Source organism: Alteromonas sp. Mac1 (assembly GCF_001562125.1).
GTDB lineage: Bacteria > Pseudomonadota > Gammaproteobacteria > Enterobacterales > Alteromonadaceae > Alteromonas > Alteromonas stellipolaris.
Window position 1 is genome coordinate 3,474,183 of the sequence record NZ_CP013932.1, and the last position, 18,132, is coordinate 3,492,314.

Below are 18,132 nucleotides of genomic sequence, written 5' to 3' on the forward strand. Positions count from 1 at the left end.
TTAAAAGATTAAGTACCCTGCCCCCTTAATTTACTCGTCTGTTTGCGAAGCGTAATGATTCTGCATTAACCATGCATAAGCGGAAGTAAAGGCAGGCTCTTGAAACTGCTTTAAACCTGTTTCTGCAAAAGGCACTGCAATTGGGTTTCGGCGTAAAGATTCTTTAATATCAGTTGGGCTATATACAACAACATCTAACCCTTCAATTAATTCAATAGCCGCTTCTAATTTAAAGCCAATAGCGCTGCCAGCAAATTTACCTTTGCTTTGACGCTGACGGATTATTACAGCATCAATTTTGTAGTCGGCAACAAGTTTAGCGAAAGTACTTTGAAAACTTTTTAAACCTTTAGCACTACTATCGGCTAACGTTAACCGACGCGTACGGCAGTCGGGCACATGAAACAAACCATCTATCAGCGACAACAGACATACATTTGCTTCATTACCTTTTAAATCTACACCACAGACTTTCATATCAATTCCTATTCACATTTATAAATCATTATAACGTGTTTCACTGATGATATTTACCCACACTCAATTTTCTTTGGCTACTCAATATTTGTTTTTCCCAGAAATAGTGTCGAAAAATAGCAAGAAACAGCGAGAAATAGCAGGAAATAGCAGGAAATAGCAGGAAATAGGATCAGCATGCCTTTATATCAATAAAGTACACTGACCCCATTATTTATATTTTCAAAAATCACAAAAGTGTTTTGTTATTAACGCTGTTTTTCACAAACAAATTTATCGTCACACTGTGTGCACTTAAATAACAGCTCTTTTGAGCCACTTTTGTGAGGATTAACAATGCCTATTGCATTATTTGCGTTAACGTTAAGTGCGTTTGCTATTGGTACTACCGAATTTGTAATTGTGGGATTAGTGCCCACGATAGCGTCAGATCTTGGCGTAACCCTACCCAGCGCGGGATTACTCGTCAGCCTTTATGCTGTTGGCGTGGCTGTTGGCGCCCCTGTATTAACCGCATTAACCGGTAAATGGAACAGAAAACATGTACTGCTAAGTCTTATGGCTTTGTTTGTTGCCGGTAATATTCTGGCCTGGCAGGCACCTAGTTACGAAAGCCTAATAGTGGCGCGTATCTTAACCGGCCTTGCCCATGGTGTGTTCTTTTCAATTGGCTCTACTATCGCCACCAGCTTGGTTGCTAAAGAGAAAGAAGCCAGTGCCATTGCCATTATGTTTACCGGCCTTACCGTTGCCTTGGTAACAGGTGTACCGCTTGGCACATGGATTGGACAAAGCTTTGGATGGAGAGCCACATTCTTAGTGGTATCTGCCCTAGGCACCATTGCGCTTATTGGCAGTGCGTTACTTGTGCCAAACAACTTAAAACAGAGTAAACCTGCTACGTTAAGCGAACAAATGAAAGTGTTGGTTCAGCCCCGTTTAGTATTGGTATACCTAATGACCATTCTAGGTTACGGCGGCACCTTTACCGCGTTTACTTACCTTGCGCCTATTTTGCAACAAGAATCAGGTTTTGCTCCTTCTGCGATCAGCTTGATTATGCTGGTTTACGGTGTCTCGGTTGCCGTTGGAAACATATATGGCGGTAAATTAGCTGATAAAAAAGGCCCTATTCGCGCGCTCACTATTATCTTCAGCGCACTGGCCATTATTTTATTCGCCCTAACCTTCACCATGGGTCACAAAATTGCGGCAGTAATTACTATTCTAGTGTGGGGGGCGTTTGCATTTGGAAACGTACCTGGTCTTCAAGTATATGTTGTGCAGCTTGCTGAAAAATTCACACCAAATGCGGTAGATGTTGCTTCAGGGCTAAACATTGCAGCATTCAACATTGGTATTGCGTTAGGTTCAATTGTTGGCGGTGCCATTGTTGAGGGCATGCAACTGTCTGACACAGCTTGGATAGGCGCTGCTATTTCTGTGTCTGCGTTAGTGGTAACAAGGTACAGCGGTTACTTAGATAAACGTGATGCTTCCGCTACGATAAATGCGTAAGGGCGCCATTATGACTACCAACACGTTTGATAAACTAGCAGCGCACAACTTTTCAGTAGGCGTAGAGCTTCCACTAGATAACGACTGGGCATATTTTGATGCTACAAAAGGTACGCCGTTTGGCGTACCTGATTTAACTCAACATCACAGTCGTATCCAATTGGCAGACAAATTAGGTTTTAAGGTAGCTTGGGTGCGCGATGTGCCTATATATGACCCAAACTTTGGCGATGCCGCACAAGTTTTTGAAACCTTCACTTACCTTGGCTATCTCGCAGGTATTACTGACAATATTTTACTGGGTACAGCGGCCGTCGTACTGCCCTTACGCCAACCCTGGTTAGTAAAGAAAGCCGCGGCGAGCGTACAGAAGCTTAGTGGTAACCGGCTTATTCTTGGCGTGGCAAGTGGCGACCGCCCCGTTGAATATCCGCTCTTTGGTGTCGACTTTAACACCCGGGGTGAGCAATTTAGGCAGTCGCTCGACATTGTAAAACACGGCAATGCGCAATTAACCAATGGTATGGCAGTACTTCCTAAATCGCAGCCTGAGTCATTGCCTGAATTATTCGATACGCCGCTTTACGTTGCTGGGCTTGCACAGCAAAGCCCGCAGTGGGTTGGGGAAAACATGGACGGTTGGCTCGCCTACCCAGGTACGCCAAACGATCATATAAAACGCGTAGCCTTATGGCGGGAAGTTGCAGGCAATAAACCTTACGTTAGCTTTATCCACCTCAACTTGGTTGAAGACGACGAAGCACCGATAAAACGCCACCGATTCGGGGTTGAAACTGGCGTAAACGGGCTTATCAAAGAACTTAAGGCAATGAAAAGCGCGGGCGTTAACCACATTGGCCTTCACTTCAGGCGAAATACTCTACCGGTTGAAGACGCAATGCAGCGAATTGCTGAGCACGTGCTACCGCATTTTCATCAGTAACGGAAATTAACAAGGAGGCATTATGCCTAACGTAAATCAGTCGCAGACTAAAATTCCTTCTCTGGGAGTAGGCACATTTCGTTTAAAAGACGAAGAAGCGTATAACAGCGTGACGATGGCGCTAGAAGTAGGTTTCCGCCACATTGATACCGCACAAATTTATGGCAATGAAGAAGCTGTGGGCCGAGCTATTAAAGACAGTGCCGTAGCACGTGAAGATTTATACGTTACCACCAAAGTGTGGAACGATAAGCTAAACAAAGCGAGCTTTATTGACAGTGTAAAAGAAAGCTTGGCGAAACTTCAGCTAGATTACGTAGACCTACTGCTTATTCACTGGCCGTCACCAGAAAACGGTGAAAGCATGGAAGAATACTTAGGTGAACTACTAAAAGTAAAAGAGTTAGGCCTTACCAATGAAATCGGTGTTTCTAACTTTACAGTAGCTCAAGTTGAACAAGCCGTAGGTATTTTAGGTGAAGGTGTTATTGCCACTAACCAAGTTGAAGTTCATCCTTATCTGACCAATGATAAAGTGCGCGCTGTGTGTGACAAGCATGGCATTGTTGTTACCGGCTACATGCCATTTGCCGTAGGCAAAGTGTTAAAAGACGACACCATTGTTGCCATTGCAGAGAAACATGGGGTGAGCGCAGCCGAAGTAGTAGTGGCCTGGGAGCTTGCCAACGGTCTCGTGACTATTCCATCGTCTACCAAGCGTAAGAATTTAGAAACCAATTTCAAAGCACTTAATTTAACACTTGATGCACAAGACATTGCAAAAATTGACGCACTTGACTGCGGCGACCGTCAAGCTACTCCTGATTTTGCCCCTGAGTGGGATTAGAAGGCGTTATGCAAGCGAAGGTTTAGTGGTCCCAAGTTTTTGCTTTTGAAAACCTTAACGACGCGCTTCGTTATTCTAAAGAAGCTAAACAAAAAGCAGTGGTGACTGTTACCTAAATAAATGGGAGGCAGAGTACTTTTCTAAGGAAAAATATAAAATGTACTCTGCCCCTTTATTCGAGAAATATTTACAGCTTTATTCGGTAAAATAGTCATCCTCTCTAGCCGTTACATATATTACGGCGCAAAAAACGCACTCTCTTTTCTGGGTAAAACCAAGCTACAAGCCCTATTTTGTCTGCATTTTAGAAAATATCTTAACGGTCTTTTCGAAGTAGGCCTACGGTTTGCAACTTACAACTTAAGTATTAATCACATTAACTCACAAACTGAAGGGATACATTATGTTACGTTGGGCTTTAATATTTTTAGTGGTTGCATTAGTTGCAGCAGTATTAGGATTTGGTGGAATTGCTGGTTCTGCAGCGGGTATCGCCAAAATTATATTTGGTATTTTTGTCATTCTACTGATCATTTCAATTGTGATGAATATGGTCAGGGGCAAAAGGTAGCCAACCACCAATGTGAAAATTGGTTTTAGGGCTTGTAGTAAGTCTGAATTAAACAGCTATTAGTCATTTGATTAATGGCTGTTTTTTTTAGCTTTTTGCTTCATCAATGAAATTAATGGAGAACGTTATGAGTAATAAACAACTAATTACAAACGTAGGCATCGGACTTGCCGCTGCATCCGCAGGCATTCTAGCAAGAAAAACGTTACAAAAGTCGTGGGAGAAGGTGACCAATGAACCAGCCCCAAAAGACAAAGGAAGTGAAGATACAGACCTTAAAGAGGCCGTCACTTGGGCAGTAGTGTCCGGCATTGGTGCCGGTATTGCTAGAATGGCGGTGCAATATGCGCTGGATAAACGTAAATCTAAATAACGTTTAAAAATTGATATCTCTTATGAACATCTGCATTTATAAGAGGTATCAAATCGCTGGCTGGGTACGTAAAACCTGGCTGAGTACGTAAAACTAAATACATTGGGCTGAGTACATTAGACTGAGTATATTAGGCTGAGAAGATTGGCGTAAGCATACGGGCTAAGCCCAACAGTTTCTTTGCCGCTCTCATCTTTCTATTGATACACGAGTAGAAATAACACTCTGCGTTTCTCTTCACTATTTTCATTACACTATTCACGCTTAACTATTTCCCACTTAGTTATTTACGCTGGACTTTGTTTATCTCCCTTCTGGTATAAAAAAACGCAATAATAGCGCTTAAAATAACGACGGTAACAATGGTGTAGAACATAGACACCATGGGATAGCCCCACACTACAATCAGTACATAGTTTATTGAAGCGGGCACAACCAGTTGACGAGCAATGCCTAAATACATAGGAAACATGGGCTTTTGCATTGCCTGCAATATAGCCACACTTTGAAATAAAACCACGTAAGCGTAAAAAGCTAATGTATCAATTCTAAGGTAGGTTACACCTGTATTTTTAATTGCACTGTCGCTGGTAAAAAGGCTCATTGCCAATGGCGATAAAAAATACATCACGGGAATAGACACTACCGCCATAAAGAAGCCGATTAACAACCCTTTGCGATACGTTTCACTAACGCGGTCGTAACGGTTAACGCCCATATTTTGACCCGCTATCGCCATTACCGCACTATTTAACCCTAAAGCTGGAAGCAACAACACTTGCTCTAGGCGCAGCCCAACGGTATACCCTGCTACATGTTCACTACCAAATTGACCAATAAGCGCAACGGTAATAAATCCACCTAATATGATGGTGAGCATATTAAAGCTAGCGGGCAGTACTTGTTTAAGTAACGCCTGCCAGCGTTCTTTATCAAAGGCTGGCATAACCGATATGTTTAATCGCTTCATCAGCACACGGAACAAGTAAAACGCAGTGGCAAACTTGATTACTACAGTGGCCAGCGCTATACCGCTTACCCCTAAATCGAGAAAGAAAGTAAAGAATGGGTTGAGCCCAAAATTCGCGAAAAAACCAATCATGAGCGCGTTTCGGTTAGATTTTGTATCGCCTAGCGCCATTAGTGCACCCGCAGCACCGAAAGATAAAATGAAACCTACCGACCCTGCCAGCGTTACCCATAAGTACTCCATTGCAAGGGGTTCAATGTGAGATTCTGCGCCAAGCAACACAACAAGAGGCTGTGCAGCAAAGTAACCTATCACACAAGACAATGCGCTAAAGGCGATGGCAAGGCCACTAACATTATCTAGCCACCCTTTCACTTCATGGGTTTCCCCTCTTCCGGCGCCCGGTGCGATCATTGCCGATGCCCCAGTTTGAATGCCAATGCCAATAGATAGCAGTAAGAAGAAAACGCTGGATGCAATTGATAAACCAGCGAGGGCATTGTCTGACAAATACCCAGCAAACCAAATATCAGTCAAGTTATACAATGTATTAAAAATCATGCCCGTTGATGCAGGGATAGCAAGCCGCACCATGTGGGCGATAATAGAGCCTTCCGTTAACGATGGTTCAGATTTGGTTACTTCTTGCATCACGCTTCCTCGGCTACAACGAATACCCGCAACAACATACCGATTTTTAAGCCCACTGGAAAAGTTTTCTTGTGAGAAAGCGGTTAAGAGTGGAGTCAGGGTACTTTTAAAGAGTAATGCACTCTACCCTTTTACTTCAAAGCTAGTTTACTGCACTGGTTTTCCCTATACTTTCGCAAACTGTTGAAAAAAGGAACAAGGAATGTATCGATTTGGAATTGTGGGCGCCGGTATGATTGCAGATTTTCATGCTCAGGCCATTAAAGCTATACCCAACGCACAGCTAACAGGAATTTATTCACGTTCAGTTGATAAAGCGAATACGTTCGCTCAAAAACATAATTGCACACCTTTTGACGATTACACTTCTTTTATAAACTCTCCCGATATTGATGTGATTACTATCTGCACGCCCTCAGGTTTTCATTTAGAGCCTATAGCCGCTGCGGCAAAGGCCGGTAAACACATTATTTGCGAAAAGCCCCTTGAAGTTACCACTCAACGAGTGGATGAAATGATAACCGTATGCGCTGAAAACAATGTGATGTTGGCGGGCATTTTCCCCCGACGTTTCAATGCATCATCCCAACTACTTAAAGCAGCTTTAGACCAAGGGCGCTTTGGCAAGATTGCCATGGCCGATGCTTATATTAAATGGTGGCGTACTCAAGAATATTATGAAAGCGGCGCTTGGCGTGGAACTTGGAAGCTAGACGGCGGAGGCGCCTTGATGAACCAATCAATCCATACCATCGATTTATTGCTTTATGTGATGGGCGACGTTAAATCAGTAAGGGCAGAAACGAGGCTAGTTGCTCATAAGGGAATAGAAGTAGAAGATGTGGGTATTGCCATGGTGGAGTTTGAAAGTGGCGCATTGGGTGTAATTCAGGGCTCAACAGCCTGCTGGTCTAAAAACGGACACCCCGCAGAAATACAAATTACAGGCTCTCAGGGTTCTGTATTCATGAGCGATGATAAATTCCGACTATGGGAATTTGCTAATGAAAGTGAGCATGACAATGAAATAAGGCAGCAATATGGCCTTGATGAGAGTGAAGCCGGAGCAGGAGCTGCCGACCCTTCAGCCATTGATTTTGTTTGGCACCAAAGAAATTTCGAAGACGTGTTGAAGGCACTTGAGAATGGCACTACACCATTGGTTGACGGTTTCGAAAGTCGCCGCTCTATTGCATTGCTTAACGCCATCTATCGTTCAGCAGCAAAAGGCGGTGAAAAAGAATTCGTTTTATAAGAATGGGGTCAGAGTTTTAAAGTGATTTACTCTGACCCATTATTCATTAAATACACTTCAATGTATGATTGAATCAGTGATGAAAACTAGAGCGATACGGAACCACAAGTTGGGCGCTGATAATTATACCGGAGCATTCTGTCCTTATTATAGTCTGTATAATGCTGTAACGCGGTTTCGTCAGTAGACTCCAGAATGCCCATTAATTCTGCATGGCTATTCTGATAGGGTTCCCACCGTATAGTTGGCTGATAAGGAACAAAACGCTGGGTTTCACGAGATAGTACAATTAGCTTTTCCAATGGGAATCTTTCGCCCAGCTGACCATTAAATGCTGCACGCATTAGCCGCTGTATAATAATAAACTGTTCTAGCGGCTGCATAAAATTATCTATAGATGGACTGAAGAGGTAATCCCGCAAGTAAGGCTTTAGGTGCTTCCCCACTATCGTTTTCTTCATTTCTAATAGCTGTTTTTCATCAAAGTCCAAGGGCGTGGCAGTAGCTTCATCAGGCACGCCTTGACCATTATTAGAAACTTCTCTCACTGCAAATGTGGTATGTAGCCACAAATCAATATGTGCAAACCGGTCTGCTGATTCTGCCAGCCAATGCATATCTTTACTTAAACTTGCCGGTTTTTCACGGAATTGTGAGGTGTGATCTTCCGGGTACCAATAGTTATTTGGCAATCCTGAGCTCAAGCTATTACACAGGCACGCCGCTGTATTTTTCTCGCTTACCTGCAAGCAATTTAAAGATACATCCAATAACTTTCGACTAGAAGGAGCTCCCGTGAGTTTTCCATTGATAAAGCCCTTTAGACTCGTTACGAGCGTCGAGGGCAAGCTTATCTTACCAAATTCGGTACCCTCAATTACCTGTTTCAACTCTTCAATCGGGCACTGCTCGTAACGGTTTAAAACTCCTATCTTCTCAGCTAGGGCCGTAAACGCCAAAAATTGTGAAAGCGCAACTCTATTCTGAGTAATTTTTTCCAGCGTAGAACCTCTACTTTCTTCAGGGTTGGCCGTGAACGCGTCTACGAAGCGATCTGCTTCAACTACTCTGCAACCCAGTGGCGTATCTTCCAAAACAGGGTGGAGGTAAGTTACTCGTCTGATGAGTTCATCATCCCCTGGAGTTATAGTTGTTGCAACAACACGCTGATCTGCTGCATAGCCTATCCCCTGATTAACGATGCTTGCTGGAAAAGTCCCTACATCATACCACTCACCCTCTAGCTTCAACATCAAAGCCACTAGTGTTGGTGAGTTCTGAGAATTTGGCTTTATTTGCCAGCGAATGTCTGTGATATCTAGATTGTCGCCAGTTAAATTCTGCCCGAAAAGAACACCTCGGACACGGAAGCTCCTTGATGCCATTTTAAAATTAGTAGAACGTGATGTGACATCCGTGGAAGTTCGACTCCGACTAGATGAAGCAAGAGTACCAGATGCTCTGGCTGTAGCATCCGCGGCAGCAACAATGACATCAGGAAATAATTGAGAATAGCCGCCCAAGCTTTGACGAACAGCCACTTTTACCGTTTCATCGCTGTAACGGTTAGCTATCTTAAGAGCCAGATCTTGGTTAACCCTTTGTTTACTAGCGTCTTTTGGAGAGGCTTGCCAGCCGGTGTTTTCTGCTGAAGAAAGGTTAGTAAAAAGCTGTTTTGTCTGTTCGGATGTATGAAAGCGAAAATTTTTATTCAATTTTTCCACCACACTGGCGTGAGATTGTTCAAACAGAGCATCGGTGACTACAGCCTTAGCATAGCTATTCGCCCATTTTTTCACCGACTCTTCTCCTACATCTTTGAGTACCTTGCCGCCCTGCTTGATAATTTCGTTCGCTGCGTCAACGTCAATTGGCGAAAACGCTTGACTCACCACACGTGAAATAAGGTTAGACTGTGCGTCGATCGCATTAACAGAATTAGCATAACGAGCCTCAACTTTATTAACTAACTCACTAAAATAGGAGGGGTTGCGTCTCTGAACCTTCCCTATATCATTACTTATTTCATGCTCAAGAACTTCTACTAGATCGGAAACTTGTCTCTCTGAACTGCCCAATTCAGTAATCTGTTGCGCTACATTGGCTCTAACGCGTTGAGAACTAGAGACAAGGTTGTCAGAACTGTAACTTTGATTGACAATCGCAGCACGTACAAATTCAGACGCAGTAGTCTGTGTTCGCTTTGCTTCACCTAGGCTTTGTGTTTGGATAAGCTGATTTACTGCTTCACGAGCTAAAACCCGCGATATCTGAGATATCTCATTTGCATACTTTATTGACTCGGTGGTATCGTTTTTGTTTTCAGCTGGTTTTTCATCAATTCTGGAAATAGCTAAATCAAGATCTCTTGCTACATCACTGCTGACTGAATTGATTCTCAGGTTGTTTACTGACAACGTTAGGCTGTTAGCTAAAGGCGCAGATGCCCAGCCAATAAGTGATAAAATAAGTAGTCCTGTAGCGACATAGGATAGTGGTCGACTCAACAACCCCAGATCTTTTGCGAACTGATTGCTGGAAATAATTCTAATTATCCTACCTGCAATTGTTTTGGATTGCGGTTTCTCGACTTTTTCCGGCTTTTTAAATACATCATTTAAATCAATTTCTTCTTTCGCTTGCTCCATAGTTAGAAGCATCAGCAATTGATTTAACTCATTTTGAAGTGCATCAACCTGCTGCTGTGTTAGAACCAGCTCGCTATCGGTCTGGTTTACCATAGATAGGTACCCTAGTATTTCTTCGACGCGCTCAACCGCAGGTTTTAATTCGGGGTTTTTTGTTAGTTTGTCTAAGGTCGTTTGCTCGTGCCCCAATCTCTCCCGAATCTCTAATGCTTTTTCTATCCAAGCGTTTGTTAACTTCTTCTTTGCTTGTTTATTAATAATATACAGACATGAAGCAGCACCTAGCAGACCGAGGCAAATAAGAATGGTTTCATAGTCCTTTTTAATACTATTGAGGGGCTTAAGAAGTACATCGAAACTATTGATTATACCGGCAGCTAAAATAAGATCCCCATCAGCCAGTACATTGTTCAACCAGATAAAAATAATGACGCTTAATGTAGCCACAATAGCTATAAGTGAAAAATCTCTAATTTTTTCTATGAAAATCAAAGAGCCCGTACGGGCAATTTTTTGCCGCAAATCCCCTGCTACCCATCGGTTCTTGAAGATTGGGAGTAACCAAAAGTGAGTCAGCGCCCAAACAGGCAATAAAAAAAGAATAAATTCTCTGGGATTCATACGGATAGTCCTTTCCATTCATGAAAAAAGTATACTAATTGGTAGATAAAAGTTGCCTATTCGGGACAGCATTTCAGGAAAGCAACATGCATGTATTAGAGACTTACTACATCACAGTATTTTCTAAGTACGCTTTATGAATAATTTAAAGGATGCCCCTTGTGTGTATGAGCATTTATTGCCCAAACATTATTAAAAGCAACGGAATATAAAATACTTTTTGCCGGACATCTTTGTGATTAAGTCATTACTATTGTTTCGAAGGCTTGGAGTATACTACCTATATTTGCAACTGGTCAAAAATTAAACAATAAATTTAGTAATGCTAAGGTGTTGGCACTCAAGTTTAGATAGGTATTCAGAACTAAAACTATTAAAGTGATGTTGAAGTCATAATAAATGAGTCCTTAACATACTGATTTTCTGACTAGAAAGTAATTTGATAGTTTAAAAATTCCACAGCGAGGTGTATGGTTACTACTTAAGTATAATAAAAAGTAAGTTTTCAGCACCCAATATCAAGGATGATTTATGAAGCTTTCAAGCATACTTTCACTGGTGAACCAGGTCGAAAAGTCGAAGTTCATTAATGCCATTGACCGCATATGTAGTGATGCAGTTAAGCATGATAAGCAGATTGCTGCCCAACTAGACAAGTTAGATGGCCAAATAAAAAACGCATCAAGCACTGACATTACACAGTTGTTTAAAATAGTCCTTCCTTATTTCGAAAAGTCCGTCCGTGAACAGTTAGCCATGCTGGGCGCACAGGCAACTCTACTTACAAACATTCTCAGCCGCGATGGTAACTGCATAGCCAGAATCAATTGGGTTGAGTCGCTATACGCTAAAGAGTGGACTGTCATCGATACGAGAGCGAATGAACTAAAATCAGAAATTGAGACCGTTGAAGAAGGCGACACTTTCACTGATGGTAAACGCCTTGGTATTTATCACGCTTGTTTAAAAGAAGCTTACTCAAATGATGAACGTAGTAATCGTGAATCGAAAATTACGGATGATGAGCGCGGTATCCTTAACGTTTTGGCAAAAAGCTTAGATGTAACAGCAGACGATCAAGCTGGTGTAGAACACTTGATAGATCAAACGCCTAAGAATGGTGTTCAAGATGCACTAAACGAGTTAAGAGAGATTGGTCTAATCTTTGTGAGCCGCAAGCTTCAAACCGTTTACGTGCCAGATGAAATAGTAAACTTGCTTCACAGACTGCAAGGCAAAGAACTGGCTGACAAACACTTTCTTAGAGTTTTACGCACGTTTAGCGACGCTGAACTTTCTAATATACTCAAAAACCACAGAAAGAAAATTCGGGGTATAGAGCGCAAGCAGAAAATCCAAAATGTTATGAAGTTGGGGGTTGCGGTATCCCAAGTACTACAATCTGATTTATATGCCGAAGACACACCGCTTAACGATAGAAAGGAGCGACTCAAAAGCCTGATTTCTGACTTGGACTTAGATTTAGATAAGTTAGGTACCACACTTGAAGAACGTACCACTATCATTCTAAATACACTCAACACCTGCACTGAGCCTGAGTTTAATGCACTAAGTGCTACAGGTTTCAAAGAACTTTTCTCTGCATTGCAAAACCACTTCCCTACTCTATCAACAGTTTTAAAACACGAGTTTGAACTAGAAGAGCAAGAAGAGTTAGACGTAGAGAAGCTAAGGGCACTAAGCATCACGCCCTACGATATTCTCTACATGCTTACTAACGACGAAGTTAAAGCGGTTGTAGAAAGCATGGGTATTAAAAAGCGCGGCAACCTGCGCTTAAACATTTTAAACAGCTTTGCCGATGCCACCGATAAGTTAATAGATAACTACGCAGCTCTGGCAAGACGCGATTTGGCAGCGTTAAAAGCTGAGAACGTCGAAATTGCCGAAGCAGATATTGGCGTTAAGTTTGAAGAAGTAACAAAAGCCATTTTCGAACAACTCGGTATGGCCGTAGATGAAGATCTTCGCCGCTCTATAAATACCTCAAAAGACAAAGCCGACATATTAATTTCGCTTAGTGAAATTGATGTAATTGTTGGTGAAGCCAAAACCTGTAAGAACGGTGACTTCGCAAAATACTCCACTACATCACGGCAAGTGAAGGCATACGTAAACCGCTGTGAGCAAGCTGGCAAACGCGTGGCGCAAGTTCTAATAGTAGCCCCCACCTTTTCGGATGATTTTGTAGAAAGCGCGGAAATGGATACCGAAGTAAACATTTCGCTGTTAGAAGCTGAAGGTTTAAAGAAAATATTGGACGCTTACGAAGCAAGACGGAATCCAAAGTTTTCTGCGAAATTGTTTACTAAGGGTGGATTATTGAAGGCTGACTTGATAGCGAAGAATATATAAAGGGGGGATTGTGAAAGTAATTGCAACGCTACTAACGGGAACTCTACTTTTCGGTTGTGCCTCGGTAAATATGCTTCCCGCTGCTGTTAATGAAGTCGATTTTGATTCACCAGAGGGTAAAACGGGATGGTCAAAGTATGAGCAGGTTGAAACATTTCATGGCTATACAACAACGCAGATATACGAAGCGTTAAAAGTAGGCCTTGGTGAATCAGGCTTTTCTCTTCGCCTTGCTGATAAAAGCAAGGGGGTGGTTATTGGTGAGCACGGTATAACACTTCATGATTGGAACGTAATCGCTGGTGCCTATTTTAAAGAAGATGGAAATGCTACGGTCATTAAAATAATCATAGAAGGATCTAAAGATACGGGTATCAGCGGGGATGTGACAGGAGACGGATGGACAGGGCAAATATTGGGTGCGACTAGCCGATACCTCAACGACAATTATCAATCTGTTTTAAAAGTTAACCGGGATGATATGTAAGAATCGCGTAACATCATCCTTCTAAGAGAGAATTTACTTTGACCCCTTTACTCGGTATCACACTAAAGAACGAAAAATTGGGACGACCTACCATCAAAGACGTTAGGCACAGCAAGAAACAAAATGTGGAGCCATAGTACTTATAAGAGAAAAGTACTCTGCCCCCTTTATTCACTAAAGGAACTAATGCTGTGACTATCGCAGCCAACATTGCTGACACTGGTATTCTGAATATGCCAATGTGATTTCCCGACAGTGTAGTTGGTGTAGTAGTAAATAATGAACTTTCCACTACTTTATTTGTTGAAATATCTATTAGAAGAAATAAAAGACGATCGGATGACTTGGCTCCATTGAGTGCAAAAAAATCATTAATTTGGAAGAGCTTCGACCATTAAAAATAGCGCTTCCAAATATTGATGAACAAAAAGAGCTTTGTCGTAGGTATGAGATACAATAGTCGCTAATACAAATAGAAAAAGAATATTTAGAAAAATTAAAACTAAATAAAAAGGGCCTGATGCAAGATTTGCTAAAGGGAAAGTAACCATTTAACCAGTTTTGTTCTAGGGTGTGTTGGCCTTAATAGCTCCGTCTTGACGAGGTTAACCACTCATTTATGAGTGCAACTAATAATGAAGAGCTTGTCTCTTAGTCATTGTACCTTCGAGTACATATGGCTTGCCCCGTCAGGGGTGTTAACTCTATGTAACTTATAGACACCCTAGAACATCTTATTTTCAGGAAGTAAAGTAAATGGCATTTTCAGATAACGTTTGGTGGACCAGAAAAGCGCGAATACAGGCAGAAAAGCGTTTACTGTCAAACGCTTTTCAATCGCAGCTTTTACTCCTTTGGTATTCCTTTTTTGGAGTGGCTGTTTCTATTTTTTATTTAAAGTTTGCGCCATCTGATGGGCAAGAAGATTTAGCAGGTATTAGCTGGATTGTGTATTCAGTGCTGGTGTTGAGTATCTCTGGCTTTATAGCAGGACTTTCTTTCAAAGAAAGGGCTGGCTTAATCAAAGAAAGCTATGAAACCCTTAATACATTTCACCATAAAGCAAAAGCCAAAGATGCTGATATAGGACAAATATCGGCAGAGTATGAACAAATCATGGGGCTTTGTGAAAACCATACAGATTATGACTATTACCTAGCTTTGTGCCTTGAACATGTCACTTGCACAGTCCCAGTAGACCCCAAGACGGGGTTTAAGCAAGAACCAAATAGCGAAGGTATTTTAAAGGGTCTGGATAGATGCCCCACTTGGTATCACTGGTTTAGTATTTCGTGGTGGCTGACGAAACGATATGTATTGTTAGCACTACTGTATTTGCTACCAGTTTTCCTATTAGTTGCTATTGAGAAGTTAGCATGACTATACAACAGCAATTCAATAAGCACTTGTCAGAGGATAACTTAAAGCGCATTTTTGTTGAACATATTGTTTATTCTGGTGCTACGGGTATCGATAACTTAGATCAGTATGCTTTCCGCGCACAACTTGATGATCAAATTACTATTCTTTCTCGAAAAATGCTGGCAGGTACATACAATTTTACTAAGTACAAATTAAAGCTAGTGAGTAAAGGTAGAGACAAAGTTCCAAGAGAAATTTCAATCCCTACCATAAGAGATCGCGTTGCTATGCGTGCTATGTGTGACTTTCTTACTGAAAGTTATGATGGTGTGGTGGAGTTTAATTTACCGCAAAAGCTAATTAAACGTGTAAAGTTAGACTTAGCTTCTGGTGTATATACTGGTGTGATCAAACTAGATGTCAGTAATTTTTATCCATCAATAAAACACAATGAATTAAGAAGACGCTTAGGTCAAAAAATACGATCTAACGATATCAAAAATGTTCTTTTTTCTGCAATTACATCACCAACAGTTAGCATTTCAAAATCAACTGATATGCCATCAACAAAAGGTGTCCCACAAGGTTTATCGATATCAAATATATTAGCGGCTATATATTTATTAAATATCGATAAATATTTTAAGGCGCTACCAAACATTAAATATTACAGATATGTCGACGATGTCATGATTTTCTGTGAATTTAGTAATGCGCAGGATATAGCAGCCGATGTACGCAAACGATTTGGTCGTATTGGTCTTAAGATGTATGATACAACTAAGCGCCCAGATAAGTCTACTATTGCGCAACTAAGAGAACCTTTTAATTATCTAGGCTATCAATTTAGTGATTCAATAATTAGCGCCCGCTCTGGCTCAGTTGAGCGATTGAAGCATTCACTTGTTTCTATCTTTACAAGTTATAAGTACTCAAAACAAAAAAGCAAAGAGTTCCTACTATGGCGACTTAACCTCCGCATCACCGGTTGCATTTTCGATAGTAAAGCAAAAGGTTGGCTATTTTTCTTCTCCGAAATAAATGACGAGAAGCTGTTACACATACTTGATCATTTTGTAGTTAAGCTAACAAGAAGGTTCAATGTAAATATTCAGCCAAAAAAATTTGTACGAACATTCAAAGAACTCAGTCATCGAAAATACGAAACAGAATATATCCCAAACTTTGATGAATATACATTGATGCAGATGAAAAAAGTGCTTTCTGATTATTTCAAGGTCGATGTAAGTAAATTAACAAAAGTCGAAATTGAATTTGAATTTAATAAAAGAATAAATAAACAAGTCAAAGACTTATTAATTGATGTGCAAAGCTTTTCATAACCATTAATCAAGGTGGCATTTTGTTAGAACGGATTTTCACAATAAAAAAAATTGGCACTTATTAAGACTGTAATGATGGTCGAAGCCAATTTAAAAAGCTTACACTTTTGTATGGTCGTAATACCTATGGTAAGAGCACCTTAGGTGGTATTTTTTCGTCTTTAAAATCTGATGAAGCACAGACACTTATTGCTAGAAAAAGTATACCTGTAGACGGAGTAGCTCAAAGGGTTGAGTTTTGCTTTTTGGGTTCTGATGATAAAAAGAAGTAAAAACCATTTTGAATAACGGTGGTTGGACGAGTCAATTACCCGAACATTTGGGGTCATAGTAAACAAGACTGAATCGACCAGACTTCTCTAGACACTTAATTGCTTTATAATTATGTGTACTAAGGAGAAAAGATGTCTCAGCGATTTACAGAAGAATTTAAAATACAAGCCGTTAAACCAAGGTTATTCGGTGGCAAGCGTTTCTGAGAGGCTGGGAGTTACTAGCAGTTCGTTGTATAACTGGATAAAAGCCTACGGCCCAGACAGTGAAGAACATAGGCAGTCTCAAGAACAATCCGACCGAATTAAGCAGCTAGAAAAAGAGCTTAAGCGCGTAACAATGGAACGCGACATCCTAAAGGAAGCCACCGTATTTTTCGCGGGCGAGTCAAAGAAAAATACGCGTTCATAAAAGCTAGGCTCAAGAATTTCCCAATAAAATTCATGTGTGAAGCACTCTCAATACAACGAAGTGGCTTTTATACATGGGTGGATAAACCGAAATCAAAGCGACAGTTAGAAGACGAGCGCCTGATGAGGTTAATTAAGCATTCTTGGCTAGAAAGTGGCTGTGTCTATGGGTATAGAAAAGTCACGAGTGACCTTAAAGATTTAGGTGAAGCTTGCAGCAAACATCGTTTAGCTAAACTGATGAAATTAGAAGGTATAAAGGCACAAGTCGGTTATAAAAAGCATAAAGGGCATTACAGTGGAAAGCCTGCTGTTGTTGCCGATAACGTGCTTGATAGGCAATTTACGGTAGCTAAACCGAACAGATACTGGGTCACTGACATTACCTACATCCGCACTCATGAAGGCTGGCTCTACCTTGCCGTCGTTTTAGACTTATACTCTCGCGCTGTGGTTGGTTGGTCGATGAGTTCTCGTATGGAATCAGAACTCGTTACTCAGGCACTGCTAGCAGCAGTATGGCGACGAAAACCCAAAAAGCAGGTGCTTATACATTCAGATCAAGGAAGTCAATTTACAGGCTATGAGTGGAGTGACTTCTTAACAGAGCATAATCTCAAGGCCAGCATGAGTCGTCGAGGAAACTGCCACGACAATGCCGTCGCAGAGAGCTTCTTCCAGCTACTCAAGAGAGAACGAATAAAGAGAAAAATTTATACAACACGTGAACATGCAAGAGCCGACATATTCGATTACATCGAAATGTTTTATAACTCTAGACGCAAGCATGGCGAAGCGAATAATATGCCTCCACTGGCTTATGAAAAGCTAGAAAAATTCAAACGAAAATCTGTCTAGTAAAGTCTGGTCGATTCATTTATTATTTCACTCGCGTGAAGTAACAATAAATCTACCAATTCAGGCGCAAAGCTCCCCCAGTAAGCGCCTAGCAACCTGTTTCCCCTGAGTCCGTTGCTGATGTTGATTATGGGCATACTGCTCAAGGT

Annotated in this window: 13 protein-coding genes and 1 pseudogene; 11 read left to right on the plus strand and 3 right to left on the minus strand. The window is 41.3% G+C overall.

Going from position 1 to position 18,132, the window contains the following annotated elements; genetic code table 11:
- Window positions 1-30: 30 nt before the first annotated feature.
- Entirely contained in the window at window positions 31-477 is a 447-nt protein-coding gene (locus AV939_RS14905) for a DUF3010 family protein (protein WP_057790081.1), read from the minus strand.
- Between the two features lie 336 nt (window positions 478-813).
- On the opposite strand from AV939_RS14905, the gene AV939_RS14910 reads away from it, so the two are divergent.
- The 5 genes from AV939_RS14910 (at window position 814) to AV939_RS14925 (ending at window position 4,729) form a co-directional block, all read left to right on the plus strand.
- Window positions 814-1,995: an MFS transporter gene (locus AV939_RS14910; RefSeq protein ID WP_057790079.1), complete on the plus strand. Its 1,182-nt coding sequence runs from the start codon at window positions 814-816 to the stop codon at window positions 1,993-1,995.
- Window positions 1,996-2,005: 10 nt separating this feature from the next.
- On the plus strand, window positions 2,006-2,938 hold the full coding sequence (locus tag AV939_RS14915) for a TIGR03571 family LLM class oxidoreductase (RefSeq protein ID WP_061998221.1): 933 nt from the start codon (window positions 2,006-2,008) through the stop codon (window positions 2,936-2,938).
- Between the two features lie 22 nt (window positions 2,939-2,960).
- Complete coding sequence (gene dkgB, locus AV939_RS14920; RefSeq protein ID WP_057790077.1) at window positions 2,961-3,785, plus strand: 2,5-didehydrogluconate reductase DkgB; 825 nt, start codon at window positions 2,961-2,963, stop codon at window positions 3,783-3,785.
- Between the two features lie 403 nt (window positions 3,786-4,188).
- Entirely contained in the window at window positions 4,189-4,356 is a 168-nt protein-coding gene (locus AV939_RS20060) for a DUF1328 domain-containing protein (protein ID WP_082604849.1), read from the plus strand.
- Window positions 4,357-4,483: 127 nt separating this feature from the next.
- Entirely contained in the window at window positions 4,484-4,729 is a 246-nt protein-coding gene (locus tag AV939_RS14925) for a DUF4235 domain-containing protein (protein WP_057790075.1), read from the plus strand.
- Window positions 4,730-5,012: 283 nt separating this feature from the next.
- Here AV939_RS14925 and AV939_RS14930 read toward each other — a convergent pair whose 3' ends face one another.
- Complete coding sequence (locus tag AV939_RS14930) at window positions 5,013-6,350, minus strand: MATE family efflux transporter (protein ID WP_057790073.1); 1,338 nt, start codon at window positions 6,348-6,350, stop codon at window positions 5,013-5,015.
- A 202-nt stretch (window positions 6,351-6,552) separates the two neighbouring features.
- Between AV939_RS14930 and AV939_RS14935 the strand changes: the two genes are divergently transcribed.
- Complete coding sequence (locus tag AV939_RS14935) at window positions 6,553-7,605, plus strand: Gfo/Idh/MocA family protein (protein ID WP_061997831.1); 1,053 nt, start codon at window positions 6,553-6,555, stop codon at window positions 7,603-7,605.
- A gap of 86 nt (window positions 7,606-7,691) precedes the next feature.
- Here the strand turns inward: AV939_RS14935 and AV939_RS14940 are convergent, their stop codons facing one another.
- Window positions 7,692-10,874 carry a hypothetical protein gene (locus AV939_RS14940; protein WP_061997832.1) on the minus strand — a complete coding sequence of 1,061 codons (3,183 nt, stop codon included), beginning with the start codon at window positions 10,872-10,874 and terminating at the stop codon, window positions 7,692-7,694.
- 531 nt (window positions 10,875-11,405) lie between these two features.
- On the opposite strand from AV939_RS14940, the gene AV939_RS14945 reads away from it, so the two are divergent.
- The 5 genes and pseudogenes from AV939_RS14945 (at window position 11,406) to AV939_RS14975 (ending at window position 17,983) form a co-directional block, all read left to right on the plus strand.
- Window positions 11,406-13,250 carry a hypothetical protein gene (locus AV939_RS14945; protein ID WP_061997833.1) on the plus strand — a complete coding sequence of 615 codons (1,845 nt, stop codon included), beginning with the start codon at window positions 11,406-11,408 and terminating at the stop codon, window positions 13,248-13,250.
- Between the two features lie 10 nt (window positions 13,251-13,260).
- Window positions 13,261-13,737: a hypothetical protein gene (locus AV939_RS14950; protein WP_061997834.1), complete on the plus strand. Its 477-nt coding sequence runs from the start codon at window positions 13,261-13,263 to the stop codon at window positions 13,735-13,737.
- A 756-nt stretch (window positions 13,738-14,493) separates the two neighbouring features.
- A complete protein-coding gene (locus AV939_RS14960; protein WP_061997836.1) occupies window positions 14,494-15,117 on the plus strand; it encodes an SLATT domain-containing protein in 624 nt (207 codons plus the stop codon).
- Window positions 15,114-16,442 (plus strand): reverse transcriptase domain-containing protein, encoded by a 1,329-nt coding sequence (locus AV939_RS14965; protein ID WP_061997837.1) that lies wholly within the window; start codon window positions 15,114-15,116, stop codon window positions 16,440-16,442. The genes AV939_RS14960 and AV939_RS14965 overlap by 4 nt, the downstream gene beginning before the upstream one ends.
- Before the next feature lie 404 nt (window positions 16,443-16,846).
- Window positions 16,847-17,983, plus strand: a pseudogene (locus tag AV939_RS14975) (IS3 family transposase).
- The last annotated feature ends 149 nt before the right edge of the window (window positions 17,984-18,132 follow it).